25 protein-coding genes are annotated in these 22,718 nt (G+C 72.2%); 11 read left to right on the plus strand and 14 right to left on the minus strand.

Annotation, left to right across the window (positions count from 1 at the left end; genetic code table 11):
• Positions 1–11: 11 nt before the first annotated feature.
• The 4 genes from ACFWY5_RS10950 to ACFWY5_RS10965 all read right to left on the minus strand — a co-directional run bounded on the left by ACFWY5_RS10950 (position 12) and on the right by ACFWY5_RS10965 (position 2,225).
• A complete protein-coding gene (locus ACFWY5_RS10950; RefSeq protein WP_379631378.1) occupies positions 12–788 on the minus strand; it encodes a hypothetical protein in 777 nt (258 codons plus the stop codon).
• Between the two features lie 45 nt (positions 789–833).
• Entirely contained in the window at positions 834–1,079 is a 246-nt protein-coding gene (locus ACFWY5_RS10955) for a hypothetical protein (RefSeq protein WP_379626762.1), read from the minus strand.
• Between the two features lie 87 nt (positions 1,080–1,166).
• The gene (locus ACFWY5_RS10960; protein WP_184970552.1) at positions 1,167–1,403 is read right to left on the minus strand and encodes a DUF397 domain-containing protein; all 237 of its coding nucleotides are present in this window, start codon (positions 1,401–1,403) and stop codon (positions 1,167–1,169) included.
• On the minus strand, positions 1,404–2,225 hold the full coding sequence (locus ACFWY5_RS10965; protein ID WP_184970964.1) for a helix-turn-helix transcriptional regulator: 822 nt from the start codon (positions 2,223–2,225) through the stop codon (positions 1,404–1,406).
• Between the two features lie 223 nt (positions 2,226–2,448).
• On the opposite strand from ACFWY5_RS10965, the gene ACFWY5_RS10970 reads away from it, so the two are divergent.
• Together ACFWY5_RS10970 and ACFWY5_RS10975 are read left to right on the plus strand one after the other, a co-directional pair.
• Positions 2,449–2,952: an ATP-binding protein gene (locus tag ACFWY5_RS10970; protein WP_379626764.1), complete on the plus strand. Its 504-nt coding sequence runs from the start codon at positions 2,449–2,451 to the stop codon at positions 2,950–2,952.
• A gap of 88 nt (positions 2,953–3,040) precedes the next feature.
• Positions 3,041–5,440: a helicase-associated domain-containing protein gene (locus ACFWY5_RS10975; RefSeq protein ID WP_379626766.1), complete on the plus strand. Its 2,400-nt coding sequence runs from the start codon at positions 3,041–3,043 to the stop codon at positions 5,438–5,440.
• Here the strand turns inward: ACFWY5_RS10975 and ACFWY5_RS10980 are convergent.
• Positions 5,424–6,065, minus strand: a complete 642-nt coding sequence (locus ACFWY5_RS10980; protein ID WP_379631380.1) for a TetR/AcrR family transcriptional regulator — start codon at positions 6,063–6,065, stop codon at positions 5,424–5,426. The two genes, ACFWY5_RS10975 and ACFWY5_RS10980, sit on opposite strands and share 17 nt — an antisense overlap.
• Positions 6,066–6,101: 36 nt before the next feature.
• Here ACFWY5_RS10980 and ACFWY5_RS10985 point away from each other — a divergent pair, with 36 nt between their 5' ends.
• Positions 6,102–6,437 (plus strand): rhodanese-like domain-containing protein, encoded by a 336-nt coding sequence (locus tag ACFWY5_RS10985; RefSeq protein WP_379626770.1) that lies wholly within the window; start codon positions 6,102–6,104, stop codon positions 6,435–6,437.
• 18 nt (positions 6,438–6,455) lie between these two features.
• Here the strand turns inward: ACFWY5_RS10985 and ACFWY5_RS10990 are convergent, their stop codons facing one another.
• Positions 6,456–7,709 (minus strand): ArgE/DapE family deacylase, encoded by a 1,254-nt coding sequence (locus tag ACFWY5_RS10990; protein WP_379631382.1) that lies wholly within the window; start codon positions 7,707–7,709, stop codon positions 6,456–6,458.
• Positions 7,710–7,750: 41 nt separating this feature from the next.
• Here ACFWY5_RS10990 and ACFWY5_RS10995 point away from each other — a divergent pair, with 41 nt between their 5' ends.
• Complete coding sequence (locus ACFWY5_RS10995; RefSeq protein ID WP_379631384.1) at positions 7,751–8,662, plus strand: endonuclease/exonuclease/phosphatase family protein; 912 nt, start codon at positions 7,751–7,753, stop codon at positions 8,660–8,662.
• A gap of 21 nt (positions 8,663–8,683) precedes the next feature.
• Here the strand turns inward: ACFWY5_RS10995 and ACFWY5_RS11000 are convergent, their stop codons facing one another.
• From ACFWY5_RS11000 to ACFWY5_RS11010, 3 genes are read right to left on the minus strand one after another with little or no spacing between them, the layout of a single operon-like run.
• Entirely contained in the window at positions 8,684–9,247 is a 564-nt protein-coding gene (locus ACFWY5_RS11000; protein ID WP_379631386.1) for a DUF1349 domain-containing protein, read from the minus strand.
• A 4-nt stretch (positions 9,248–9,251) separates the two neighbouring features.
• Positions 9,252–10,235, minus strand: coding sequence for a spherulation-specific family 4 protein (locus ACFWY5_RS11005; protein WP_379631388.1), 984 nt, complete (start codon positions 10,233–10,235; stop codon positions 9,252–9,254).
• Positions 10,232–11,104: an NAD-dependent epimerase/dehydratase family protein gene (locus ACFWY5_RS11010; protein ID WP_379631420.1), complete on the minus strand. Its 873-nt coding sequence runs from the start codon at positions 11,102–11,104 to the stop codon at positions 10,232–10,234. The genes ACFWY5_RS11005 and ACFWY5_RS11010 overlap by 4 nt, the downstream gene beginning before the upstream one ends.
• Positions 11,105–11,367: 263 nt before the next feature.
• On the opposite strand from ACFWY5_RS11010, the gene ACFWY5_RS11015 reads away from it, so the two are divergent.
• Positions 11,368–11,688: a GroES family chaperonin gene (locus ACFWY5_RS11015; RefSeq protein WP_379625626.1), complete on the plus strand. Its 321-nt coding sequence runs from the start codon at positions 11,368–11,370 to the stop codon at positions 11,686–11,688.
• A 7-nt stretch (positions 11,689–11,695) separates the two neighbouring features.
• On the opposite strand, the gene ACFWY5_RS11020 is transcribed toward ACFWY5_RS11015, so the two are convergent.
• Together ACFWY5_RS11020 and ACFWY5_RS11025 are read right to left on the minus strand one after the other, a co-directional pair.
• Complete coding sequence (locus ACFWY5_RS11020) at positions 11,696–12,613, minus strand: hypothetical protein (protein WP_379631389.1); 918 nt, start codon at positions 12,611–12,613, stop codon at positions 11,696–11,698.
• A 53-nt stretch (positions 12,614–12,666) separates the two neighbouring features.
• Positions 12,667–13,101, minus strand: coding sequence for a TIGR02611 family protein (locus ACFWY5_RS11025; RefSeq protein ID WP_379625630.1), 435 nt, complete (start codon positions 13,099–13,101; stop codon positions 12,667–12,669).
• A 130-nt stretch (positions 13,102–13,231) separates the two neighbouring features.
• On the opposite strand from ACFWY5_RS11025, the gene ACFWY5_RS11030 reads away from it, so the two are divergent.
• Genes ACFWY5_RS11030 through ACFWY5_RS11040 form a run of 3 tightly spaced genes read left to right on the plus strand, consistent with a single transcriptional unit; the run spans position 13,232 to position 15,774 of the window.
• Entirely contained in the window at positions 13,232–14,125 is an 894-nt protein-coding gene (locus ACFWY5_RS11030) for a phosphotriesterase (RefSeq protein ID WP_379631391.1), read from the plus strand.
• 20 nt (positions 14,126–14,145) lie between these two features.
• Positions 14,146–15,090 carry a sensor histidine kinase gene (locus ACFWY5_RS11035; RefSeq protein ID WP_379631393.1) on the plus strand — a complete coding sequence of 315 codons (945 nt, stop codon included), beginning with the start codon at positions 14,146–14,148 and terminating at the stop codon, positions 15,088–15,090.
• Positions 15,091–15,120: 30 nt separating this feature from the next.
• On the plus strand, positions 15,121–15,774 hold the full coding sequence (locus tag ACFWY5_RS11040) for a response regulator (protein ID WP_379631395.1): 654 nt from the start codon (positions 15,121–15,123) through the stop codon (positions 15,772–15,774).
• Here ACFWY5_RS11040 and secY read toward each other — a convergent pair.
• Positions 15,767–17,032 carry a preprotein translocase subunit SecY gene (gene secY / locus ACFWY5_RS11045; protein WP_379625638.1) on the minus strand — a complete coding sequence of 422 codons (1,266 nt, stop codon included), beginning with the start codon at positions 17,030–17,032 and terminating at the stop codon, positions 15,767–15,769. The genes ACFWY5_RS11040 and secY overlap by 8 nt on opposite strands.
• Before the next feature lie 85 nt (positions 17,033–17,117).
• Here secY and ACFWY5_RS11050 point away from each other — a divergent pair, with 85 nt between their 5' ends.
• Entirely contained in the window at positions 17,118–17,714 is a 597-nt protein-coding gene (locus ACFWY5_RS11050; RefSeq protein ID WP_379631397.1) for an AAA family ATPase, read from the plus strand.
• On the opposite strand, the gene ACFWY5_RS11055 is transcribed toward ACFWY5_RS11050, so the two are convergent.
• Positions 17,656–18,267 (minus strand): TetR/AcrR family transcriptional regulator, encoded by a 612-nt coding sequence (locus ACFWY5_RS11055; protein WP_379631399.1) that lies wholly within the window; start codon positions 18,265–18,267, stop codon positions 17,656–17,658. The genes ACFWY5_RS11050 and ACFWY5_RS11055 overlap by 59 nt on opposite strands.
• A 48-nt stretch (positions 18,268–18,315) precedes the next feature.
• Here ACFWY5_RS11055 and ACFWY5_RS11060 point away from each other — a divergent pair, with 48 nt between their 5' ends.
• Positions 18,316–20,487: an excinuclease ABC subunit UvrA gene (locus ACFWY5_RS11060; RefSeq protein ID WP_379625644.1), complete on the plus strand. Its 2,172-nt coding sequence runs from the start codon at positions 18,316–18,318 to the stop codon at positions 20,485–20,487.
• Here the strand turns inward: ACFWY5_RS11060 and ACFWY5_RS11065 are convergent.
• A complete protein-coding gene (locus ACFWY5_RS11065; RefSeq protein ID WP_379631401.1) occupies positions 20,450–21,223 on the minus strand; it encodes a putative hydro-lyase in 774 nt (257 codons plus the stop codon). The genes ACFWY5_RS11060 and ACFWY5_RS11065 overlap by 38 nt on opposite strands.
• 47 nt (positions 21,224–21,270) lie before the next feature.
• On the opposite strand from ACFWY5_RS11065, the gene ACFWY5_RS11070 reads away from it, so the two are divergent.
• Positions 21,271–22,713 (plus strand): hypothetical protein, encoded by a 1,443-nt coding sequence (locus ACFWY5_RS11070; protein ID WP_379631403.1) that lies wholly within the window; start codon positions 21,271–21,273, stop codon positions 22,711–22,713.
• Positions 22,714–22,718 lie beyond the last annotated feature (5 nt).

Here is a 22,718-nt window from a genome sequence, read left to right on the forward strand (position 1 = left end):
GCAGCCCGACGCTACGTCCGCGGGCGCTCCGCGTCGAGTGCCAGCTTGCTACCGGGGAAGGGCGAGAGCACGGTCTCCCGCCAGGGCCCCTCCAGGAAGTCGCGGGCGCGCTTACGCCAGCCGGGCAGCCGGTCGTCGGCCTCGGCCTCGTCGTCCAGGCCCAGCGCGGCGTCGTGGGCGCGCTGCGCGGCCAGGTGGGCGTCGAGCGACATGCCCCAGACGGTGACCGCCTCGGTGTCGCAGAACAGCACCTCGTAGAGCCCGACCAGCCGGTGGCCGTGGTCGGCGAGGATCGGGGCGCGCTCGGTGCGGACCGCCTCCAGGTAGTCCAGGGCGGCGCCGGGGCGTACGCGGGAGCTCTCGAACAGGTAGAACTCCGCCCCGTAGCCCTCGGCCACCAGGTCGGACAGGGCGGGCGAGCCGGGCGCGGCGCCGAGCGGGCGGGAGAAGGCGGAGAAGCGCAGGTCGTCGATGTCGGACAGGAAGAGCCGGTCGTCGACGCCCTGGTAGATCTCCATCATCTGCCGCCAGCCGCCGTCCCAGCCGCCGTGGCAGTCCCAGAGCGTGACGGCCTTGAACTGCGGGTGGCCGGTGATGCCGACCGCGTAGAACGCGCCGACCAGGTCGATCTCGCGTGACCGGATCGACATGCCCTCGGTCAGGGATGGCTCGCGCCTGCTCTGGTCCTCGCGCTTGTAGCGGGTCAGCCAGGTGAGGTACTCCATCGGCCTGCGGGAGTTCATGGGCCGGAAGTCGACCTCTTCGAGCAGGTAGATGCCACGCCGCACCACGCCACCTCGCCTCTGCCAAGCGTTTGCTTGGCAGACACGCTATCAGGCCGGGACCGGCTGCGGGCCGCGCCCGGTGAGCCATTCCAGGACACGCCGGTGACCCGAGGCCGCGTCCTCGAAGTGCCCCCAGTGCCAGTAGCGCGGCTGGTCGCGGATGCCGGTCACCCACGTGCGATAGGAGACGGAACCGTGGGCCGGGGCCACGCCGTACGTGCGGACGACGACCTTGCCGCCGGGCGCGAAGAGCACGTCGTCGGCGATCGGGTAAAGGGTCAGCTGGTCGAGCATGGAGCGATCCTCACAGCGCGCGAGGTCCGGCCCATTACACCCCCGGCGCGCCGCCGTTACGCGGCGGCGCCGGAGGTAAAAATGACGTTAAACCAGGAGGCCGTCGAACTCTCCGTCCTTCACCCCGAGCATGAGCGCCCGGATCTCATCGCGGGTGTAGATCAGGGCCGGCCCGTCGGGGAAACGCGAGTTGCGCATGGCGATACCCCCGTCGGGGAGCTCGGCGAGCTCCACGCAGTTGCCCTGCGAGTTGCTGTAGCGGCTCTTGCGCCAGGCCACCTGCTTGAGGTCGGCCGCGGGCATGCCGTTATACGTGTGCTTCATCTAGATCTTTCTGAGAAGACCGCCGATGAGCTCCACGGTGCCCCCTGGCGTGGTGCTCTCCACGCACAACTGCTCCATAGCGGTGAGGTACGGGTCGACGTCCTCACGCTTGTCGAGGTACAGGGCACCCCAGAGCTGTTCGACGTATACGACGTCCGACAAATCGGACTCGGGAAACCGCAAGATGCTGAACGCGCCACCTTCAGCGGCGTGCATGCCGTACCTGAAGGGCATCACCTGAATGGTGATGTTGGGGAGGGCGGCGACCTCCAGCAGGTGCTGGAGCTGCTCGGCCATGATGTCTCTCCCGCCGATGGTCCTCATGAGCGTCGCTTCGTCGATGACCGCCCACAGACGCGGGCCGTCCTTCTGGGTGAAGCGCTCTTGCCGCTGTAAGCGCAGATGCACGCGGCTTTCTATCTCTTCGGAGGTTGCATCGGGGTTGCCGAGCCGGTAGACGGACCGCGCGTAGTTGGCCGTCTGCAGCAGACCGGGCACGTGCTGCACCTCGTAGGTGCGGATCACGCTCGCGGCCTCCTCCAGCCCCACATATGTGGTGAACCAACCGGGCAGGACGGAGGAGTACTTGTGCCACCATCCCGGGGTGTTGGCCTCGCGGACCATCTCCAGCAGCGCTCGCCGCTCGGCGTCGTCGCTGACGCCGTACAGCGTGAGCAGGTCTTCAACGTCACGTGTCTTGAACCCGACGCGGCCGAGCTCCATCCGGCTGATCTTGGACTCGGACGCCCGGATGTGGAAGCCGGCCTGGCCGCGGTCAAGTCCGCAATCCTCGCGCAGGCGCCTCAGGCTCGCCCCGAGCATGATGCGCCGAACTGTCGAAGCTGAACCCGGCGGATCGATGGACACGTGCTGCTCCTTGGTCGATTCCTTGTCACACAGTCTGTCACTTCACGGCCGAAAGATCATGGGCCGCGGACAAGATCCCCTTTCCCGCCGATTGACCATTTGATGGCCAACCGTAGCGCGCAGCGCGTGCTTCTGCACGTGCATTCGCTCTTGCACCTGCACGATAGTTTGCCCCAGAATGATCAACGTGCAATCCACCTTGGCGCACGGCCAATGGACCACGTTCGACTGGTGGCCCCCGGTCGGCTGGTGGCCAGAGGCGGCGCGTGATCTGCTGGTGTCCGGCCCCCACGCGAGCGCCACCTTCGTACTCCCGCCCGCCGCACCCTCCGTGCACTCCGCCCGCGTCTTCACCTCCGGCTCGCTGAGCGGCTGGGGCCTGCCGGAGCTGGCCGAGAACATGGAGCTGGTCGTCTCCGAGCTGGCGACCAACGCCCTGCGCCATGGCCTGCGGCTCAACGAGCCCCAGGGCCGGCGCCCCGTCCACATGTCCCTGGTACGGCGCGGCCCCCTGGTCACCTGCGCCTTCACCGACCCGGGCTCGTCGGTCCCGGTCTTGCGCTACCCGGGCCCCCTCGACGCCGGCGGCCTGGGCCTGCACATCGTCGACTCGCTCAGCCTGCGCTGGGGATGGTCGGCCCTGGCCCCGCACGGGAAGATCGTCTGGGCAGTCCTGTCCTGACAGCCCCATCCCGGCGGGTCATCTGCACTACCGTGGTTGGTCATGGCTCACGGTGAGTCCCGCGCGACCCCCATGAGAGTGCTGACAGATGGATGATCACCTGCTCGGCTGGCTGCGAACACTCGACGAAGACAGGCTCGGCCGCGTCCTGGCCAACCGGCCCGACGCCATCGCTCCCCCATGGCCGCGCCGCCTCGACCTGCTGGCGCAGCGCCTCGGCAACGGCTTCGCCGTCATGGAGTCGATGCGCGGCCTGCCCCTGCCCTGCCTCGAACTCGCCCAGGCCTGCCTGGTGGTCCACGCGCCCACGCCCGGCACCGTCTCCGCGCTGCTCGGCGTCCCCGTCGAGGAGACCACCCCCTGGCTCGACTGCCTCTACGACCACGCGCTGGCCTGGCCCGACGGCGAGGGCGTCATCCATCTGTCGGAGGCGGTCTCGCGCTGGTGGGCCGCCCCGCTCGGCCTGGGCGAGCCGCTCGACCACTACCTCAACTCCTGGACGATCAGCAACGACGCGCTGCGCGCCATGGCCCGCAACCTGGGCGTGCCGCCCCACGGCAACAAGCGCCGCACGATCGTGCGGGCCACCGAGGTCCTGGCCGACCCGGCCCGCATGGAGGCCATGCTGGCCAACGCACCCGAGGGCACCAGGCAGCTGCTGGAGTCGTTCGCCTGGGACGGGCCCGTCCGCGGCGTCGAGGGCGGCCGCTTCGTGCTGCCCGGCACACCGGAGAAGTGGGCCGCCGACCACGGCCTGCTCTACCGCCCCCGCTGGGACCTGGCCGAGATGCCCCGCGAGGTGGCCCTGTGCCTGCGCGGCCCCGACTACCACCCGCCCTTCACCCCGCACCCGCCGGAAGTGGCCACGATCCCGATCGACCCGGCCGAGGTCGACCACCTGATGACGCTGGCCGCCCCCCACGTCGTCGAGCGCTGCGCCGCCATCCTCGACAACACCTCCAAGACGCCGCTGCCGCTGCTGAAGACCGGCGGCGTCGGCGTCCGCGAGGTGCGCAGGGTGGCCAAGGAGACCGGCTGCGACGAGGACGAGACCCGGCTGCTGCTGGAGGTCTGCGCGGTCTCCAGGCTGCTGGCCTGGGACGAGCAGTCGGGCGGCATGGTGCCCACCGACCGCTTCGACCGCTGGCGCCTCGACGAGGGCTCGGCCCGGCTGCGGGTGCTGCTGTCGGCCTGGTGGCGGATGGAACGCTCGTCGCTGCGGAAGATCGACGGCAAGTACGGCACGGTGCTCGGCGACGACCAGTCCGGCTCCTCCGTGGCCAGGGTACGCAGAGCCGTGCTGACCGGCCTGGCCCACCTGCCCTCCGGCACCGCCTTCGCCGACCGGGGCAGCCTGGTGCGCAACGTGCACTGGCACGCGCCCCTGCTCGACCAGGCGCTGCTGGCCGAGTGCGCTGCCGGCGTGATCGACGAGGCGCGGCTGCTCGGACTGCTGGCCAACGACGGCCTGACCGACCTCGGCCGGGCCCTGGCCGGCCTGGCCGCCCAGGCGGGCGACGAGAACGACGACTCCGTCCCGCTGGTGGAGCACGATCCGGTGCTGGTCGGCGCGTCCACGCGGGCCCTGGCCAGCGTGCGCAGGAGCGCGCTGTTCGGCCCCGACCTCACCGCGGTGGTGACCGGGCCGCCTTCCTCGGAGCTGGCCGCGCTGCTCGACCGGGTGGCCGAGCGGGAGTCCAGGGGCGCCGCCTCGGTGTGGCGCTTCACCACCGAGAGCGTGCGCCGCGCGCTCGACGACGGTTACGAGGCCGACGAACTGCTGGAGGAGCTGAGCGGCGTGGGCTCCATCCCGCAGCCGCTGGAGTACATGGTCCGCGACGTGGCCAGACGCCACGGCGAGGTGACGGTGACCTCGGTCGGCTGCATCGTGCAGGCCGGCGACCCGGCGCTGCTGGCCGAGATCGCCGGGCACCGCCGCCTGGCCAGGCTGGGGCTGCGGCTGCTGGCGCCCACCGTGCTGGTCAGCTCCGAGCCGGCCGAGCGCACGCTGGCGGTACTGCGCGAGCACGGCTACTCCCCCGTGCCGGTGGCCGACACCGGCGAGATCGCCATCCGGCGTACCCGCGTCGAGGAGCGCCAGGGCGGCAAGCTCATCCTGCTGCCCGGCGGCCAGGTCGCCGAACTGTCGGAGATGGACGACCCGGCCCACCTCATCCCCGAGCCGGGGCCCGACCCCCACGAGCACGCCAGGCGGCTGGTCGCCTCCTCCGCGCAGACCGGCCAGGCCGGGCGGACCTGGGCGGTCATCGGCCGGATGGCCTCGCGGCTGCCCACCGCGCAGCAGTCGCTGCTCGGCTTCGTGGTCGACCGCGGGGTGCGGGCAGGGATCACGCTCACCGACGGGCTGACCGCCACGATCAGCCACGGGGAACTGCGCGGCAGCGCGCTCGACGCGTGGTGCGAGGAGGCCGGCGACTACCTGGAGTTCCCGCTGGCCGAGATCGTCGAGGTCAGGGCGACGTACTAGCCAGGGATCGGGCCAGTTCCATGGCCGCCTGGCGGGCGCGGGCCTCGCCGTACTCCTGCTGGAGCACGTGGGCCAGTTCGCCGCCGACGGCGGCGAGCATGAGGTGGGACAGGGCCTCGGCGTCGGCGCCGGTACGGGCCTCGGTCAGCAGGATGACGACGTGGCGGTGCCAGAAGCGGTAGGCGCCGATGCGGTAGCGGGCGCCGGGGCTGGCGGTCTCCGACATGCGTACCAGGTCGAGGTGGGCGAACAGGTAGTCCAGGTAGGCGGCGATGAAGGCGGCCAGGCGCTCGGCGGCGGGCGCGCCGGGGCCCAGGGGCGGCGGGCCCGACAGGATGCGCTCCTGCAACTCCTGCTCCCGCCGGTCGAGCAGCGCCACGGCCAGGCCCGACTTGTCGCCGAACCGGCGGAACAACGTGCCCTTTCCGACTCCCGCCTCCGCCGCGATCGTGTCCATGGAGACCGCCTCGACGCCCTTCTCCGCGAACAGGCGGGCCGCGGCCTTGAGGACCTTCTCCCTGTTCCTGGCCGCGTCGGCGCGCTCGGCGACCGGGCGGGTACGCAGGATCTCCAGCGTCTCACTTGACGAAGCGGACTGCGGTCCGCTAGTTTTCGAGCCATCCACAAAACGGACTGTAGTCCATTTACTTTGGAGGTCGCAATGACCGCGCTCATCTCCCGCGAGGAACTCAAGGCCGCGATCGAGGACGGCGCCGTGACCGTGCTCGACGCGCTGGGCGGGCAGTACTACGAGCAGCAGCACCTGCCCGGCGCGATCGCGCTGGTCGAGGACGAGGTGAACGAGCGCGCGGCCGGGCTGCTGCCCGACCGCGACGCCGCGATCGTCACCTACTGCTCCAACCCGGCCTGCGGCAACAGCCAGGCCGTCGCCAACCGGCTGGAGGCGCTCGGCTACACCAACGTCCGCAAGTACCGCGAGGGCATCCAGGACTGGGTCGAGGCCGGCCTCCCGGTCGAGTCCGGGGTGCTCGCCTGATTCGGCAGCACGCCTGATTCAGAGCGCGCCGCAGCGGCGCAGGGTGAGCAGGGCCAGCGCGCGCGTCACCTCGCGCACCTCGGCCAGCTCGACCTGCTCCCTCGGCGCGTGCGCGAAGGCCACGTCGCCCGGCCCGTAGTGGAGCGAGGGAATCCCGCCGCCGTTGTACAGGCGCAGATCGCTCCCGTACGGCGCCGCCGTCTCCGGGGGCCCGGCCCCGCGCACGGCGGCCACGGCGGAGGAGACCTCGGCCAGTAGCGGGTGGCCGGCCGGCAGCCGCCCGCTGGCGAACTGCCCGCCGGGCCAGGTGACGACGGGCGGGTTGGCCCGCAGCCACGGGTCGGCCGCGGCCAGCACCGCCTCCTCGAACGCCTCGCGCGCCTCGGCCGGATCCTCGTCCAGCCGCACGCCCATCCGGCCTTCGGCCACCAGCAGGTCCGGCACGCTGCTGGCCCAGTCGCCGGCCCGCACCGTCCCGACCTCGATCGGGTACGGCATGCGGTTGCCGTCGAAGATGACCGGCAGATTCCGGTTCCGCTCGGCCTCCAGGCGCCGGATCGCCTGGAACACCGGCCAGAACACCTCGATCGCGCTGACCCCCTCGTACCGGGTGGCCCCGTGGGCGGCGCGACCGGCGAGCTCCAGCCGGAAGGTGAGCGCGCCGGCGTTGGCCGTGATCACCGCGCCGCCGGTCGGCTCGGTGATCACCGCGGCCTCGCCGGTGTGCCCTCTGGCCAGGGTGGCGAAGGCGCCCAGGCCGCCGTCCTCCTCGCTGACCACGCAGTGGACGGCCAGCGGCCTGGCCAGCCGTACCCCGGAGCGGTGGAGCGCGCGGACCACCGCCAGGTTGACGGCCACGCCCGCCTTCATGTCGCAGGCGCCGCGGCCGTGCAGGGTGTCGCCGGTGACGCGGGCGGCGAAGGGGTCACTGCCCGCCCACTTGGCCAGGTCGCCCGTGGGGACGACGTCCGCGTGACCCTGAAGGATCAGCGCGGGCGGGCCCTCGCCCGAGGTGGTGCCCACGACGCCGTAGCCCTCGGCGCGCGGGGCCTCGGTGCCGGGAAAGCCGTCACGGGCGCGCAGGTCGTCGAGATCGAGCTTCCAGACGTCGACGTCCATGTCCGCTTCGGTGAGCAGGCGGGCGAAGCGGTGCTGTAGGTCGGACTCGGCGTCGGTGCCGGTGACGCTCGGGATCCTGACCGCCTCGGCCAGCAGGTTCACGGTGTCCGCGTCGTCGATGGCGTCCAGGACGCGGGCTTCCACATCACGCATACGTGAACCGTATCCGGCTTGTCTGGCGATACAGCGATGTGATGTGGATTCTGGTGGTCCCGTTCGCGGGGTGGGCCGTGTTGCGGGTGGCCGGAGTGGTGCCCGCCTGGCCGTGGGTGCCGCTGGTGGCGTTCACCCCGTACGTGGCGATCGCGTCGGTGGTGCCGCTGGCGCTGGCCGCCGCGCGCCGGCGTTGGGCGGCGGCCGGGGTGGCCGCGGTGAGCTGCCTTGCCCTGGCCGGGAGCGTGCTGCCCCGTCAGTTGCCCGAGGCCAACCCGCCCGCCGCGGGGACGCGGTTGCGGGTGCTGTCGGTCAACCTCCGCGTGGGCCAGGCCGAGCCCGAGGCCCTCCTCGCGCTGGTACGGCGGCTGCGTCCCGACGTGCTGACGCTGCAGGAGTTCACGGCGGCGGCCCGCGAGCGGGTCGACGCGCTGGGGCTCGGTCGGCTGCTGCCGCACCGGGTGGACCGTTCCGCGCCGGGGGCGAGCGGGTCGGCCGTGTACGCCCGGTATCCGGTGACCGAGCTGCCGATGATCGCGTACGGGAACTTCCGGCAGACCCGGGCGAAGCTGACCGTGTCGGGGGTTCCGGTCGAGGTGGTGTCGGTGCATCCGTGCGCGCCCCGGTACGACGGGCGGGTCACCTGCTGGCGCCAGGGTCTCGACGCCCTGCCACGGGGCGGTGGCGGGCTGCGGGTGCTGGCCGGCGACTTCAACGCCACCCTCGACCATCCGCCCATGCGCACCCTGCTCACCTCCGGCTACCGCGACGCGGCCGACGTGAGCGGGCAGGGGTTCACGCACACGTGGCCGGTGGTGGGGTGGAAGTTTCTGCCGGGCGTGCAGATCGACCACATCCTGGCCTCGCGGGAGATCGCGGTGACGGAGTTCGGCATCCACGACCTGCCCGGCACCGACCACCGGCCCGTCTTCGCCGGTCTCAGGCTCCCGTGACCGGCGGCGACGCGCAGCGGATCAGGCGGTGGCGACGCGGACGTCGGTGAAGCGGAGCGGGAAGCCCTTGCCCACCGGGGCGGCCGCCATCGCGCCGGCCAGGACGGGGGCCTCGGGTGGGAAGTAGGCCACGCGTAACAGGTGCTCAGGGGGTTCGCCGGCCAGGCCGTACCGGATGCTGACCGCGTCGCCCACCCGGTCCAGCTCGAAGGTGACCCCGTCCGGGCTCTCGTGCAGCGGGAGCATCGAGGCGTCGGAGTAGTCGCGCGTCACCACCGTGGCCAGGCAGAACGCGCCGTCGGTGAACTCCACCCCCGCCTTGATCCAGGTCGTCTCGTCGATCCGCAGGACGGCGCCGGCCTGGTCGTGCTGCTCGGCGTACTCGCCGGTAAAGGTCACCGACAGCCGCAGGTCGCCGCTCTGCGTGCGGCCGAACACATGGGCGTTGTCGAAGGTGTAGCCGTAGCGGGTACGCCGCCACAGATCCGTGCCGCCGTCGCAGAACAGGGTCAGGCCGTCGTCGGCGGTCCACTCCCGTGGAGGGTTCAGCCACCGCCAGCCCGTGGCGCCGAAGGCCATGATCATGGATTTATCCTGCCACGATCCTCCGACCGTAGTAAGCGGGCAGGTCTGTCCAACCGGGGCCGTCGCTGAGGTGGACCGTTCCCGCCAGCCTGGCCGCCTTCCGCAACGTCGCCACGCGGACGCGTTCGCCCACCCCGTGGATCAGGTGGCAGAAGCGGCCCCGCGCCAGCGCCCTCGCCCAGGCGGGCTCCCTGATCGCGCGGTAGGCGGCCAGCGGGCCCTCGAACGTCACCAGCACGTCCGCCAGCGCCGCGTAGCCGGGGTCGGGGTAGACGCCCGGGTTGAGGACGATCGTGCCGCGGACGCCGTCGACGATCTCGCGGTAGTGCTCCAGGCGGTCGGCGTCGGCGGCGACCTGGTCGAGGAAGACGCCGCGCAGGCCGTAGCAGGACCTGATTCTGCGCAGGTCGGCGCGGACGTCGGCGGCGGCGCGCAGCCCGAAGTCGGTGTCCACCCGCGCCAGCACCTCGCTGCCCGCCGCGACGAGCCGGCCCACGATCGGCGCGTAGGCGGCCTCGCGCTCCTCACCGAGGTCGAGCACCACCAGCCTCGGCGGTACGGCCAGCAGCCGACGCCACGTGTCCGCCGCCTCCCCAGGGCTGAAGTAGGCCGGCACACAGGCCCCGACCAGCGCCTCCCCGACCTCCAGCAAGCGCACCTCCTCCTGCTCGCTCACCCTTCCGCCACTCCTCCCCAGAACCGGCGCGCTTCTCCTCTGGCCGGGGGGCTCCGGCCAGGTCTCGACCCGCCCGTGCCCGCGCGACCACGGCTCACCGGGCTCGGCCTGACCGGACAACCAGGGCGGGCCCGGCAGATCGCGGGCGCCGACCGTCAGGTGCGTGTCCGCCGTCAGCTGCGCGGCCGGCGTCGCGAGCGTGTCCGGCAGCACGTGCACGTCCGGGCCGGCAGGTGTCATCGGTGTCCTGGGCCGCTCGTGGCCGGGCGGCGTGCCGCCCGGCGTCCAGTCCCGTGCCGCGTTCCCGCTCATGATGGTGTGCCGCTCTCCACCGGCCGGGCCGGCGCGTTCAGGGCCGACCACAGGGTCTGGAGCGAGTCGCGCAGCGTCGTGCGCGGCCGCCAGCCCAGCGAGTCGGCCGCGCGGGTGATGTCGGCGCACTGCCAAGGTACGGCGGGCGAGCCCTGCCCGCCGGGCAGCACGCGCGCGCCGGGCCTGGCGACCTCCACGAGGGTGGAGACCAGGTCGTGAACCGGGGTGGCGCGCCCGCTGCCGATGTTGAGCACCGGTGGCAGCGGCCCGCCGGCCCCGGCGGCCATCGCCACCGCCTCGGCGACGTCGCGTACGTCCACGAAGTCGCGGTAGACGTCCTGCCCGCCGACGACCAGGTCGCCGCCGTCGCGCAGGGCGAGGGCGAGTTTGGTGGGCAGCGAGCCGGGCGGCGCGCCCGGTCCGATGACGTTGAAGACGCGCAGGACCGAGGCGTCGAGGCCGTCGGCGGCGGCCGCGCGGACGAGTTCGGTCCCGGCCAGCTTGGCCAGGCCGTAGGCGCCGAGGGGGTCGCAGGCGTCGTCCTCGGAGATGGGCGGGCCCATGGGCACCCGGCCGTACTCGGCGGCGCTGCCCACCTGCACGTACTTGGCCCGCGGGGCCGCGACGGCGAGGGCGGCCAGCAGGCGGGCGACGGCGACGACGTTGTCCTTGGCCAGGGTGGCGGGGTCGCCGCCGGTGGCGCCGGCGCAGTTGATCACGACGTCGGGGGCGATCTCGTACATGAGCCCGGTGAGCTCGGCGTGCCCGGAGGCGGCCAGATCGATGCGGCCGCGCGGGACGGCGACGACGTTCCGCTCCCCCAGCGCGGCCCGTACGTGCCGGCCGATGAAGCCGGCGGCGCCGAACATCACGATCACCGTGAGCCGCTCCCCATATCACCACAGCCACGTGCCCCCCTTGACACCGCGGCTGAGCAAGTTATAGCCGAGCCGCGGGAAGGCCCGCCGGAAGTTCCCGCAAACAATGCCCTGACCTGCGCTAACACCATCCACCGACATTTCCGCAAATTTCGCGTTAAAGGACTGAAGCGACGTATGTCCCCCGGTCAGAGCGCCCGGCCGTCCGGGGCGTGCGGGCGGGCCGAGGTTCCCGATGGACGTAAACTGCGGATGTGGCAGAACCGAAGTTCGAGATCCAGATGCTCCACGACCGGGTGCTGATCCGGCTGGAGCGCGAGGCCGAAGAGCGGCGCAGCGGAGCGGGGATCGTCATCCCGGCGACGGTCAAGCTCGCCAACCGGCTGTCCTGGGGCCAGGTCTGCGGCGTGGGCGCGAGCGCGCGCACGGTCAAGGTCGGCGACAAGGTCCTGCTCAACCCGGAGGAGCAGTTCGAGGTCGAACTGCACGCCCAGACCTACCTGGTCATGCGCGAGCGCGACCTGCACGCCGTGGCCACCACGGAGACCGACCACGGCACCGGCCTCTACCTGTAGGCACGCGTCACTGGTCGCGGACGAAGTGCAGCCAGAGCCCCCCGCGCCACGTCTTGGCCGGGACCCCGGCGAGCACGCGCTTGGTCTTGCCCGTCAGATCCAGGACCACCAGCCGGTACGCGCCCTGCCACGCCGTGACCGCGATCACGTGGCTCTCGTCCCACCACCCGAACAGCGCCTCCGGCTCGGCCCGCACCCGCCGGACGATCTTCCCGCTGGCCGGGTCGACGACGCACAGCTGCTCGGTGAACGACGACGGGCACCACATGGCCAGTTGCCTGCCCGACGGTGAGAAGGCGTCCTCGGGGCCGGTCGGCAGCCCGATCGAGGGGAACGTCCGCACCACCTTGCCGTCGGCCGGGTTGTAGACGCGCAGGCCCCTGCCGTACTCGGCGACGAGGTTGCCGTCGGGCGTCCACCAGAAGCCCGCGCGCGCCGCGGCGCCGGTCACGGTGACCGTGCGGGCGGTGGAGGCGAGCGCGTCGACGACGGTGAACCCGGTCGTGCGCCACTTGCCGCTCACCTTCTTCTCCACGGTCAGCACGACCTTGGTGCCGTCGCGCGACCACGAGGCGTAGGAGGCGGTGAGCGGCTTCCTGACCGTGCGGATGCGGGCGGGCTTGCCGGCGACCCGGTCGGTGACGACCACCGAGTCCCAGCCGGAGCGGTAGGCGTCGGGCACCGCGGCGACCCTGCGGCCGTCGGGTGAGAGCGCCGCCTCGGAGAAGCCCTTCTGCCGGACGAAGGTGTCGCCGGTCAGCGCCCTCAGGTAGGTGCGCTTGGTGCCGAATCCGTAGGAGCTGAGGCGTACCGGATCGTTTGCCTGCTCCTGGACGGTCACGCCCGTGCCGGGCAGGGGCACGTTGGCGGCCACGCCCGCAGGGGCGAGCAGCGCGATCACCGCGAGGACGCTTTTGACGAGCACGCCCGCAGATTAGACACTCCTGGGACCGAAGTCCCGCGTGATGCCGAACGGGTCTAGAGGTAGTCCTTGGCCATCTGCAGGAGGTCGACGCCGAGGGTCCTGAGGCCGAGGTAGACGATCACGCCGGCGGCCGCGACGGTCACGACGGCGACCAGGATGCGGACGGTCCAGCCCTGGCGCTTGTACCACTGGGTCCAGGCGTGCAGCGTGCGCTTGCCGAACTCCAGCACCTTGTGCGCCCAGTGGAACTCGGTGGCCAGCACCGCGAGGCCGGCGAAGACGACCAGCCAGCCGGGTCCGGGGAAGGGCACCATGATGAGGCCGCCGATGACCATGACGGATCCGATGACCCCGATGACGATCTTCAGCGTGAGCGCGCCGGATCGGGTCGACCTGACTCCGTCCAGCCACCCGTGTATGCCGGACCTGCGCGCCGCCTCGTCCTTGAGCTTGTCGGCGTCGCCGGTCTCGGAGTTCTGGATAGGCACGATCCCCCCGCGACTGTCGGTGTGCGAACCACGATACCGGTGCCGCTTTCATTCTCCTTGCAGGTAGATCTTCGCCTCAAAACAGGCATTGAGCGGCAAATATCGGTTAATGTCTGGCATGCCCGAGGTCATGCTTCGCACCGTCACCGGCCCCATACGCGCGGCCGCGATCACCGGTGCCGTTCTCCCCCATGAGCACCTGCGCAACGACATGCGCTGGGCGGTCGGCGTCGACTCCGACCCGCACCGCTGGCTCGACGAGGAGCGTCCCGTCACCGAGGAACTGCGCTCGCTGCGCCAGCAGGACGGGCTCGGCCTCGTGGTCGAACTCACCTGCATGGGCATGGGCCGCGACGCCGCCTCCCTGGCCAGGATCGCCGCCGGCAGCCGGGTCCCGGTCATCGCCGCCACCGGCCTGTACGCCGAGCCGTTCGCCGACGCCCGCGACGCGAGCGTCGAGGAGCTGACCGGCCGGCTGATGAGCGAGATCACCTCCGGTCTCGACGGCACCGGCGTCTTCCCCGGCGTCATCGGCGCGGTCGGTTGCTGGGGCGAGGAGCCCACCGCGGTCGAGGAGCGCTGCCTGGTCGCCGCCGCCCGAGCCTCGCAGTCCTCGCGCCTGCCGGTCGCCACCCACGGCCAGGACCCCACCGGCATCCTGGAGATCATGCTCGGCCAGGGCCTGCCCGCGCGGCGCGTCAGCGTCGGCTACACCGGCACCGACCTGGGCGCCGCCCGCAAGATCGCCGAGGCGGGCGCGTACGTCGGCCTGTCCTCCCTCGCCCAGGGCCCCGAGCAGGCCGCGCGTCTCGTCCTTGGCCTCATCGAGGACGGCCACGCCGAGAGGATCCTGCTCGGCTCCGGCATGAGCCGCGTCGCCCAGCTCCAGCGCTACGAGGGTCCCGGCTACGCGCACCTGTTCCACGCGCTGCTGCCCCGGCTGTGCGAGGCGGGCGTGCCCGACGAGACGCGCCGCCTCCTCACGCACACCAACCCGCTGCGCTGGCTCACCGGGACCGGCTGACGACTGGTTAGGATCGTGGGGTGAGCAAGCTCCCCCGCCTGTCCAAGCTGAGCGACCTGCCCGCGGTCGTCGTGCTGGCGTGGGCGGGCTGGCTGGCCGTCCCGTGGTCCTTCAGCGGCCTCGCCCAGGCGCAGGCCGCCGCCGCGGAGGCCGCCGCCCAGACCGTCCCCCACGATCCCGCCCGCGTCGCCGCCGAGATCCGCGAGGCCGCCGCTCCCGCCGAGGTCCGTGCCCTGACCGCGGAGGTCCGCGCCCCGGCCGCCGAGGTGCGCGCCGCGGTTGTGGAGGCGCTCGGGGCCGCTCCTGCCGATGATCCGGTACGGCCGGCCGAAACGGTCCGCCAGGCCGGGCCGTACAAGACGTGGGGCATGGCGGCGCGGCGTGACGCGGTCGCGATGGAGCGGGCCAGGATCGCCGGAGAGGTGCACGACGCGGCGGGCCACGGCCTGGCGGCGATCGCCATGCAGGCGGGGCTGGCCCTGGTCACCCTCGACGAGAATCCCGAGCAGGCGCGTGCCTCACTGCTGGCCATCAAGGAGACCAGCACCCAGGCGCTGGCCCATCTGCGGGCCGCGCTCGACGGCATCGAGGCCGAGGGCGACCTGCCGGGGCTGATCGACGGCGTGCGGGCGGCCGGGCTGCCGGTGGACGTCGAGCCGGCGGAGCCGAAGGTGCCCGCCGACCTGAGCGGCGCCGTCTACAAGGTGGTGCGGGAGTCGCTGACGAACGTGCTGCGCCACGCGGGCCCGACCCGGGCGCTGGTGCGGCTGTCGGCGGACCCGGGGGTGTACGTGGTGGAGGTGGCCGACCGGGGCGCGGGCTGGTCGGGCGCGGCGGAGGGCCGGGGGCTGACCGGGATGCGCGCGCGGGTGCAGTCCGCGGGCGGCCGGTTCGCCGCGGGCCCGCGTGAGGGCGGCGGCTTCCGGGTGATCGCCCACTTCCCCCGCACCGGCGACAGCGCGTGAACCGAGACGACGCGTGAACAGAGGCGGCGCGTGATCAGGGTCGCCGTGGCCGACGACCAGGCGGTCGTGCGGATGGGGCTGCGGGCGCTGATCGAGCGCGAGGGCGACCTGGAGTGCGTGGGCGAGGCCGCCGACGGCGCGCAGGCGCTCAGACTGCTCCGCGACACCCGCCCCGACGTGCTGCTGCTGGACATCCGCATGCCCGGCATGGACGGCGTCGAGACGCTCAGGGCCATCGCCGCCGACCCGGGCCTGAGCGGCACGCGGATCGTGGTGGTGACCACGTTCGCGGTCGACGAGTACGTCTTCGCCGCCCTGCAGGCGGGCGCGAGCGGCTTCGTGCTGAAGGACAGCGCCCCCGACGAGCTGGTCAGCGCGATCCGGGTGGTGGCGGCCGGCGAGGCGCTGCTGTCGCCGTCCATCACGCGCAAGGTCATCGGCCTGTTCGGCCGCCACGCGGGCGCCGAGCCGGTCGCGGGCGTGGAGACGCTGACGCCGCGCGAGCGGGAACTGGTGGCGTGGGTGGCGACCGGGCGCTCGAACGAGGAGATCGCCGGGGAGCTGGTGATCAGCCCGGACACGGTCCGTACCCACGTGAGCCGGGCGATGGTGAAGCTGCACGCCCGCGACCGCGCCCAGCTGGTGGTGTTCGCGATGCGGGCGGGCCTGGTCCTGCCTACCTGAGCAGCCCCTCGTAGTTGCGCTGCTGCAGCTGGGCCTCGATCTGCTTCACGGTGTCGAGGCCGACGCCGACCATGATGAGCACACTGGCGCCGCCGAAGGGGAAGTTCTGCTGCGTGGACGGGTCGCGCAGCAGCGCGAAGGCGACCAGCGGCAGCAGGGCGAGCACGCCGAGGTAGGCGGCGCCGGGCGCGGTGAGCCGCGACAGCACGTACGACAGGTATCCGGCGGTCGGCTTGCCAGGCCGGATGCCCGGGACGAAACCCCCGAAGCGCCGCATGTTGTCGGCCACCTCGACGGCGTTGAAGGTGATCGACACGTAGAAGTAGGCGAAGGCCACGATGAGCGCGAAGTATCCGGTCATGTAGAGCGGATGGTCGCCTTCGAGGTACGGCGCCAGCCACGGCACCTGGCCGGCGAAGAGCGTCGGGATGTAGAGCAGCGAGGAGGTGAAGATGACCGGCACGATGCCCGCCTGGTTGACCTTCAGCGGGATGTAGGTGCTGGTGCCGCCGTAGGTCCTGCGGCCGACCATGCGCTTGGCGTACTGCACGGGCACGCGCCGTTGTGCCTGCTCCATGAAGACGACCGCCGCCACCAGGAAGACGCCGGAGACGAGGATGACGACGGCGGCGAAGCCGTTCATCGTGAAGATCGTCGACATGTAGGACGGGAAGACCGCGACGACCTGCGTGAACATCAGGATCGACATGCCGTTGCCGATCCCCCGGTCGGTGATCAGCTCGCCGAGCCACATGACCGCGCAGGTGCCCGCGACCATGACGCTGACCAGCACCGCGATGCTCAGCAGGCCGTCGTCGCGCAGCACCGGCTCCCGGCAGCCGGGGAACAGCTGCCCGCTCCTGGCCAGCGCGACCACGGTGGTGGCGTTGAGCACGGCCAGCGCGACCGTGAGGTAGCGGGTGTACTGGGTGATCTTCTGCTGTTTGCCCTCCTTGCGCAGCGCGTCCAGCCGCGGGATGAGCACCGCCATGAGCTGCATGATGATGCTGGCCGTGATGTACGGCATGACGCCGAGCGCGAACACCGACAGCTTCAGCATCGCCCCGCCGCTGAACAGCTGCACCATCTCGGCCAGCCCGCCTTTGACGCTGCCGAGGCACCGCTGCACGGCGACCACGTCCACGCCCGGCGAGGGCACGATCTGGCCCAGCCGGAACAGGACGATGAGGCCGAGCGTGAACAGCAGCTTCCGGCGCAGATCCGCGATGCGGAACGCGCGCACGAACAGGGTGAGCATGCGCCGAGTCTGGCCATGCGCCGCGCGAAGGGCGTCCGACGGCAGGAGGCTGTCGGATACGCAGATCCGCGTAGGCTCTGACCTCGTGGTTCCTGTCTGGGTGATCAGTGGCCCGCCGGGCGCGGGCAAGTCCACCGTCGCCGCCGCGCTCCTGGCCCGCCTGACGCCGGTCCCGGCGCTGCTGGACAAGGACACCGTTTACGGCGGCTTCGTCACCGAGACCCTCCGGGCGTACGACCGGCCGCCCGGCGAGCGCGAGGGCCCCTGGTACGACGAGCACGTCAAGCGGCACGAGTACGGCGGCCTGACCGGTCTGGCCCGGACGATCAGGAGCCACGGCTGCCCGGTGATGCTGGACGGCCCGTTCACCTCGCAGGTGCACTCGGCCGCGTTGTGGGAGCGCTGGGTGGAGGAGCTCGGCGGCGGCCCGGCGCGGCTGGTGTGGGTGCGCTCCGACGGGCCGACGCTGCGCGAGCGGCTGGTGGCGCGGGGGCTTGACCGGGACGCGGGCAAGCTGGGCGCGTTCGAGGACTACCTGGCGGCGATCCGGGTGCACGAGCCGCCGGCCGTACCGTATCTGGAGATCGACAACCGGCGGGGCGCGCCCGGCGTCGGCGAGCAGCTCACCGCGGCGGGTATGCCCCCGCGAACACCTCGGGCAGGCGCGGGACCAGGCGCATGAAGACGCCGTCGTCGTAGGAGGCCCCGGGCTGGTTGGCGAGCTGCTGGGAGACGACCCCGGCGATCAGGCTCGCGGCCAGGGCGAGGCCCTCCTCCCCCGCGGCCTCCGGGGCGACCTCGCCGCGGGCGACCGCGCCCTCGATCAGGGTGGCGAAGTGCCCGCGGATGGCGAGGGCCGGGGCGTAGGCCCGCTCAGAAGGGGTGAATCCGGGCACCGGGCGCCAGAACAGGAGCTGGGCGAGGATCTGGTTGGCCATGATCCAGCGGGCTCCGGCCTCCAGGGAGGCGCCCATGGCGGTCAGGCCCGGTTCCAGGCCTTCCGCGGCCTGCCGTACGGCGTCGAGGTAGCCCTTCTGACCGCGCTCGAAGAGCGCGTCGTAGACCGCGGCCCGCGATGGGAAGTACTTGTACAGCGAGGGCGGCTGGATGCCGAGCCGTCGGGCGACGGTGGTCATGCTCAGCGCGGCCACGCCGTCGGCGGCCATCACCTCCAGGGAGATCCGCAGGATCTCCTCCTGGGTCTCCGTCCGGCGGCGGGCTCGACGATCTGTCACAGCCATAGCATAAGCTATAGGTAGTAGCTAAAGCTATGAGGAGTGCCCGTGGACATCATTCTGGCCGGACTGAAGCAGAACAACCTCAAGGACATCTCGCTGAGCCTGCCCAAGGAGCGCCTGACCGTCTTCACCGGCGTGTCGGGCTCGGGCAAGTCGTCGGTGGTGTTCGGCACGATCGCCACCGAGTCGCAGCGGCAGATGAACGCGACCTACAGCGCGTTCATCCGCAACCGGCTGCCCAAGTTCGAGCGGCCGCGCGCCGAGCGGCTGGCCCACCTGACGCCCGCCGTCGTCGTCGACCAGAAGCCCGTCGGCGGCAACGCGCGCTCGACCGTCGGCACCATGACGGAGATCCACCCCATCCTGCGCGTGCTCTTCTCCCGGTACGGCCGGCCCTCCGCCGGCCCGGCGAGCGCCTACTCCTTCAACGACCCCCAGGGCATGTGCCCCGAGTGCGACGGCCTGGGCAAGACCGTCCAGCTCGACCTGGACCTGGCCATCGACAAGAGCCTGTCGCTCAACGAGGGCGCGCTGCGGCTGTGGTCGGTGGGTTCGTGGACGTGGAAGCTGTATGAGCAGTCCGGCCTGTTCGACATGGACAAGCCGGTCGGCGAGTTCACGCCCGAGGAGACGCGCCAGTTGCTCCACGGCGAGAGCTTCAAGATGGAGCGCGGCACCTACGAGGGCGTGGCCGACCGCTTCGACCGCCTCTACCTCAAGCGCGACAAGGAGCTGGTGTCGGCGAAGAAGATGCTGGCCGAGGGCCCGTGCCGGACCTGCGGCGGCGCCCGGCTCAACCGGGCCGCGCTGGCCTCGCGCATCGGCGCGCACAACATCGCCGACTACGGCGCGATGGAGGTCGCCGACCTGATCGTCGTGCTGGAGGGCCTCGGCAACCCGGTCGCGGGCCCGGCCGTGGCGGCGCTGCGCCGCATCGAGACGGTCGGCCTCGGCTACCTCAGCCTCGACCGGCAGACCAGCACGCTGAGCGGCGGCGAGGCCCAGCGGCTGAAGACCGTGCGCCACCTGGGCAGCTCGCTGAGCGGGCTCACCTACATCTTCGACGAGCCGAGCGTCGGCCTGCACCCGCGCGACGTGCACCTGCTCGGCGAGCTGCTGCTGGAGCTGCGCGACAGCGGCAACACGGTGATCGTGGTCGAGCACGACCGCGACATCATCGAGCTGGCCGACCACGTGGTGGACATGGGCCCGCGCGCCGGCGCGTCCGGCGGCGAGGTCGTCTACGAGGGCGGCGTGCCGGGCCTGCGCGCCGCGACGACGCTCACCGGCCGCATGCTGCGCCGCACCACCGGGCTCAAAGCGGAGGTGCGCACGCCGTCGGACTGGATGACGATCGCGGGCGCCTCCCGCCACAACCTCCACGACGTCTCGGTACGCGTCCCGCTGGGCGTGCTGACCGCGGTCACCGGCGTGGCCGGATCGGGCAAGAGCACGCTCATGGCCTTCGCCGACGGCATCGCGATCGACCAGTCGCAGATCGGCGGCTCGATCCGCTCCACGCCCGCCACCTACCTCAACGCCATGGACTCCATCCGCAAGCTCTTCGCCGCCGCCAACGGCGTGGAGCCCGGCTGGTTCAGCTTCAACGCGCTGGGCGCCTGCCCGGCCTGCGAGGGCAAGGGCCTGATCAAGACCGACCTCGCCTTCATGGACCCGGTGACGTCGGTCTGCGACGCCTGCGGCGGCAGCCGCTACAACCCGGCGGCCCTGTCCTACCGCTACGAGGGCCGCACGATCGCCGACGTCCTGGCGATGACGGCGGAGGAGGCCGACGGCGTGTTCGGCATGTTCGGCGCGCTGAGCGAGCTCGGCCTCGGGTACCTGACCGTCGGGCAGCCGCTGAGCACGCTGTCGGGTGGCGAGCGGCAGCGGCTCAAGCTGGCCCACCGGCTGCGCGAGAGCGGCAACGTGTACGTCTTCGACGAGCCGACGACCGGGCTGCACATGGCCGACGTGGACACGCTGCTGGCGCTGCTCGACCGGCTGGTCGACGGCGGCAACACGGTGATCGTGGTCGAGCACGACCTGGACGTGGTCAAGCACGCCGACTGGGTGATCGACATGGGGCCGGAGGCGGGCCAGCACGGCGGCCGCGTGGTGTTCACGGGCACGCCGGCCGAGCTGGCCGACGCCTCCACCCATACGGCGAAATATCTCGCTAAGTCACTCGAAAGTCCTCATCGCGGGCGTCGATGATCGCCATGTGCCCCGGGAGGTGGCCGATGGCGAAGTCCACGGCGCCGATCGCGAGCTGAGGCGTCACCCCGCACGCCCAGAACACCGGCACCTCCCCCGGGCCGACCGGCACCCGATCCCCGAAGTCCGGATTTTTCAGGTCTTGGATACCCAGAGCTGCCGGATCCCCCACGTGGACGGGCGCGCCGTGGACCGCCGGGTAGCGGCCGGTGACCTCCCGCGCGACCTCCACGAGCTCCTCGGGGACGGGCCGCATCGAGACGACCAGCGGCCCCGCGAAGACGCCGACCGGCTCGCAGGCCACGGCGGTGCGGTACATCGGCACGTTCACGCCCAGCTCCACATGCCTGACCGGGACGCCCGCCGCCATGAGCGCCGCCTCGAAGGTGAAGCTGCAGCCGAGCAGGAACGCGACCAGGTCCTCGCGCCAGTCGGCCAGCACGTCCGTCGCGTCCTTGACCGGGCGGCCGCCTCGGTAGACCCGGTAGCCGGGCAGGTCGGTACGCAGGTCGCCGGGGAACAGCCGGGTGGCGGTGGCGCCGGGCTCACCGGCGTCCAGGATCGGGCAGGGCTTCGGGTTGCGCTCGGCGAACCGGCGGAAGTCGGCGGCGTACGCGGCGGGCAGCGCGATGAGGTTCGCCTGCATCCAGCCCGCGCACCAGCCCGCCGTGGGCACCCGCTCCCCCTGCCTGAACCTGGCCCGCGCCTGCGCCGGGTCGAGCGCCGATTCCCGCATGTCATCTCCCCTGGGCTTTTCGGTCGGGCGCGAGTAGAAAGTGACTCGTGCCCCCAACGGACTGGAACCCCGCCGAGACCCGCCTCTGGCACTCCTTCCGCCAGGGCGCCGAACTCGACCTCGGCGCCCTGGACGAGGCCGAGCGCAAGGTCCGCGCGGACGTCGTCGCCGAACTCCTCCTGCACGGCCCGGACGCGCTGCCCGGCAGGGTCGCCGCGCTGAAGCTCACCGGCGCCGAGATCCAGGGCCGCCTCGACCTGGAGGGCGCCGTCATCGAGCCCGCGCTGGCCCTGGTGGGCTGCACGTTCGAGCACGGCGTGAACCTGACCACGGCGACCGCGGGCGCGATCTGCCTCAACGACTCCCACCTCCCGGAACTGTCGGCGGAGCTGCTCAGGGCCCGGACGTTCATGATGCGCGACGCGGTGCTCGACGGGAACCTCTGGATCCAGGGCGCGCGGGTCGACATCGACATCGACCTGGACCGCACCCGCGTCGCCGGGTTCCTCAACGCCAACCTCGCCGTCACCGGCGGCTGGCTCAACGGCCGCGCCTCCCCGCGCCACGACGACGACGGACCCGGCCTCACGATCGGCGGCGAGCTCGACCTGGTGGGCGCCCAGCTCGGCGGCCTCGACCTGCACGGCGCCAGGATCGGCGACGGCGTGTGGGCCAGGGGCGCCGTCATCGGCTACGCCTGCCTCGCCACGGCCGAGATCGGCGGCCCGCTCAGCCTGCGCGCCGCCCGGATCACCGGGGAACTCGACCTCGACGCCGTCCTCATCCGCCCCTCGTCCGACCCCACCATGATCGACCTCACGGACGCGGAGGTGGCCACCGCCGTCGTCACCCCCGCGCCCGGCAGCTCCGGCCGCGTCTCGCTGCGCAACGCCCGCATCACCGCGTACGCCGACCAGCCCGGCGCCGGCCACGAGACCGACCTGGACGGCTTCGCCTACCAGCGGCTCGGCCCCCTGTCGCCGGAGTGCGCCGACGAGCGCCTGGCCTGGCTGGAACGCGGGGCGGCGCCGAGCACGCCGCAGCCCTACGAGCAGCTCGCCGCCGCCTACCGCGCCGCCGGTTTGCACCGGGAGGCGGGGCGCGTGCTGCGGGAGAAGCTGCGCCGTACCGCGCGGGCGCGGGGTGGTCTCGCGCGGGCGTGGGGCGCGCTGCAGGACCTCGTGCTCGGGTACGGCTACCAGCCCTGGCGGGCCGTCGTGGCGTTCGTGGCGATCCTGGCGGCCGGTACGGTCTACTTCGCCACGGTCAGCTGCCCGTCCCTGTGCCCGATCAAGGCCGGTGAGCATCCGGCCTGGGACCCGTTCCTCTACACCCTCGACCTGCTGATCCCGCTCGCCAACCTGGGCCACGACGGCGTCTGGAACCCGCTGGGCCTGGCCAAGGCGGTCAGCCTGGTGGTGATCGTGGCCGGGTGGGCCCTGGTGACGACCATCGCCGCCGCGGCCGCCCGCGCCCTGACCCGGCCGTGAGCGCG

Origin of the sequence: Nonomuraea sp. NPDC059007, assembly GCF_042740555.1 — a bacterium.
In the GTDB taxonomy this organism is placed as follows: domain Bacteria; phylum Actinomycetota; class Actinomycetes; order Streptosporangiales; family Streptosporangiaceae; genus Nonomuraea.

Bases quoted from the DNA above. Each gene is read 5' to 3' on its own strand.
- ACFWY5_RS10975 (WP_379626766.1), top strand. From the start codon at position 3,041: ATGGATGATCACCTGCTCGGCTGGCTGCGAACACTCGACGAAGACAGG.
- ACFWY5_RS10995 (WP_379631384.1), top strand. From the start codon at position 7,751: ATGTGGATTCTGGTGGTCCCGTTCGCGGGGTGGGCCGTGTTGCGGGTG.
- ACFWY5_RS10960 (WP_184970552.1), bottom strand. From the start codon at position 1,403: ATGAAGCACACGTATAACGGCATGCCCGCGGCCGACCTCAAGCAGGTG.
- ACFWY5_RS11000 (WP_379631386.1), bottom strand. From the start codon at position 9,247: ATGATCATGGCCTTCGGCGCCACGGGCTGGCGGTGGCTGAACCCTCCA.
- ACFWY5_RS11030 (WP_379631391.1), top strand. From the start codon at position 13,232: ATGCTTCGCACCGTCACCGGCCCCATACGCGCGGCCGCGATCACCGGT.
- ACFWY5_RS10955 (WP_379626762.1), bottom strand. From the start codon at position 1,079: ATGCTCGACCAGCTGACCCTTTACCCGATCGCCGACGACGTGCTCTTC.
- ACFWY5_RS10990 (WP_379631382.1), bottom strand. From the start codon at position 7,709: ATGCGTGATGTGGAAGCCCGCGTCCTGGACGCCATCGACGACGCGGAC.
- ACFWY5_RS11010 (WP_379631420.1), bottom strand. From the start codon at position 11,104: ATGTTCGGCGCCGCCGGCTTCATCGGCCGGCACGTACGGGCCGCGCTG.
- ACFWY5_RS10965 (WP_184970964.1), bottom strand. From the start codon at position 2,225: ATGCTCGGGGCGAGCCTGAGGCGCCTGCGCGAGGATTGCGGACTTGAC.
- ACFWY5_RS11065 (WP_379631401.1), bottom strand. From the start codon at position 21,223: ATGCGGGAATCGGCGCTCGACCCGGCGCAGGCGCGGGCCAGGTTCAGG.
- ACFWY5_RS10970 (WP_379626764.1), top strand. From the start codon at position 2,449: ATGATCAACGTGCAATCCACCTTGGCGCACGGCCAATGGACCACGTTC.
- ACFWY5_RS10985 (WP_379626770.1), top strand. From the start codon at position 6,102: ATGACCGCGCTCATCTCCCGCGAGGAACTCAAGGCCGCGATCGAGGAC.
- ACFWY5_RS11005 (WP_379631388.1), bottom strand. From the start codon at position 10,235: ATGAGCGGGAACGCGGCACGGGACTGGACGCCGGGCGGCACGCCGCCC.
- secY (WP_379625638.1), bottom strand. From the start codon at position 17,032: ATGCTCACCCTGTTCGTGCGCGCGTTCCGCATCGCGGATCTGCGCCGG.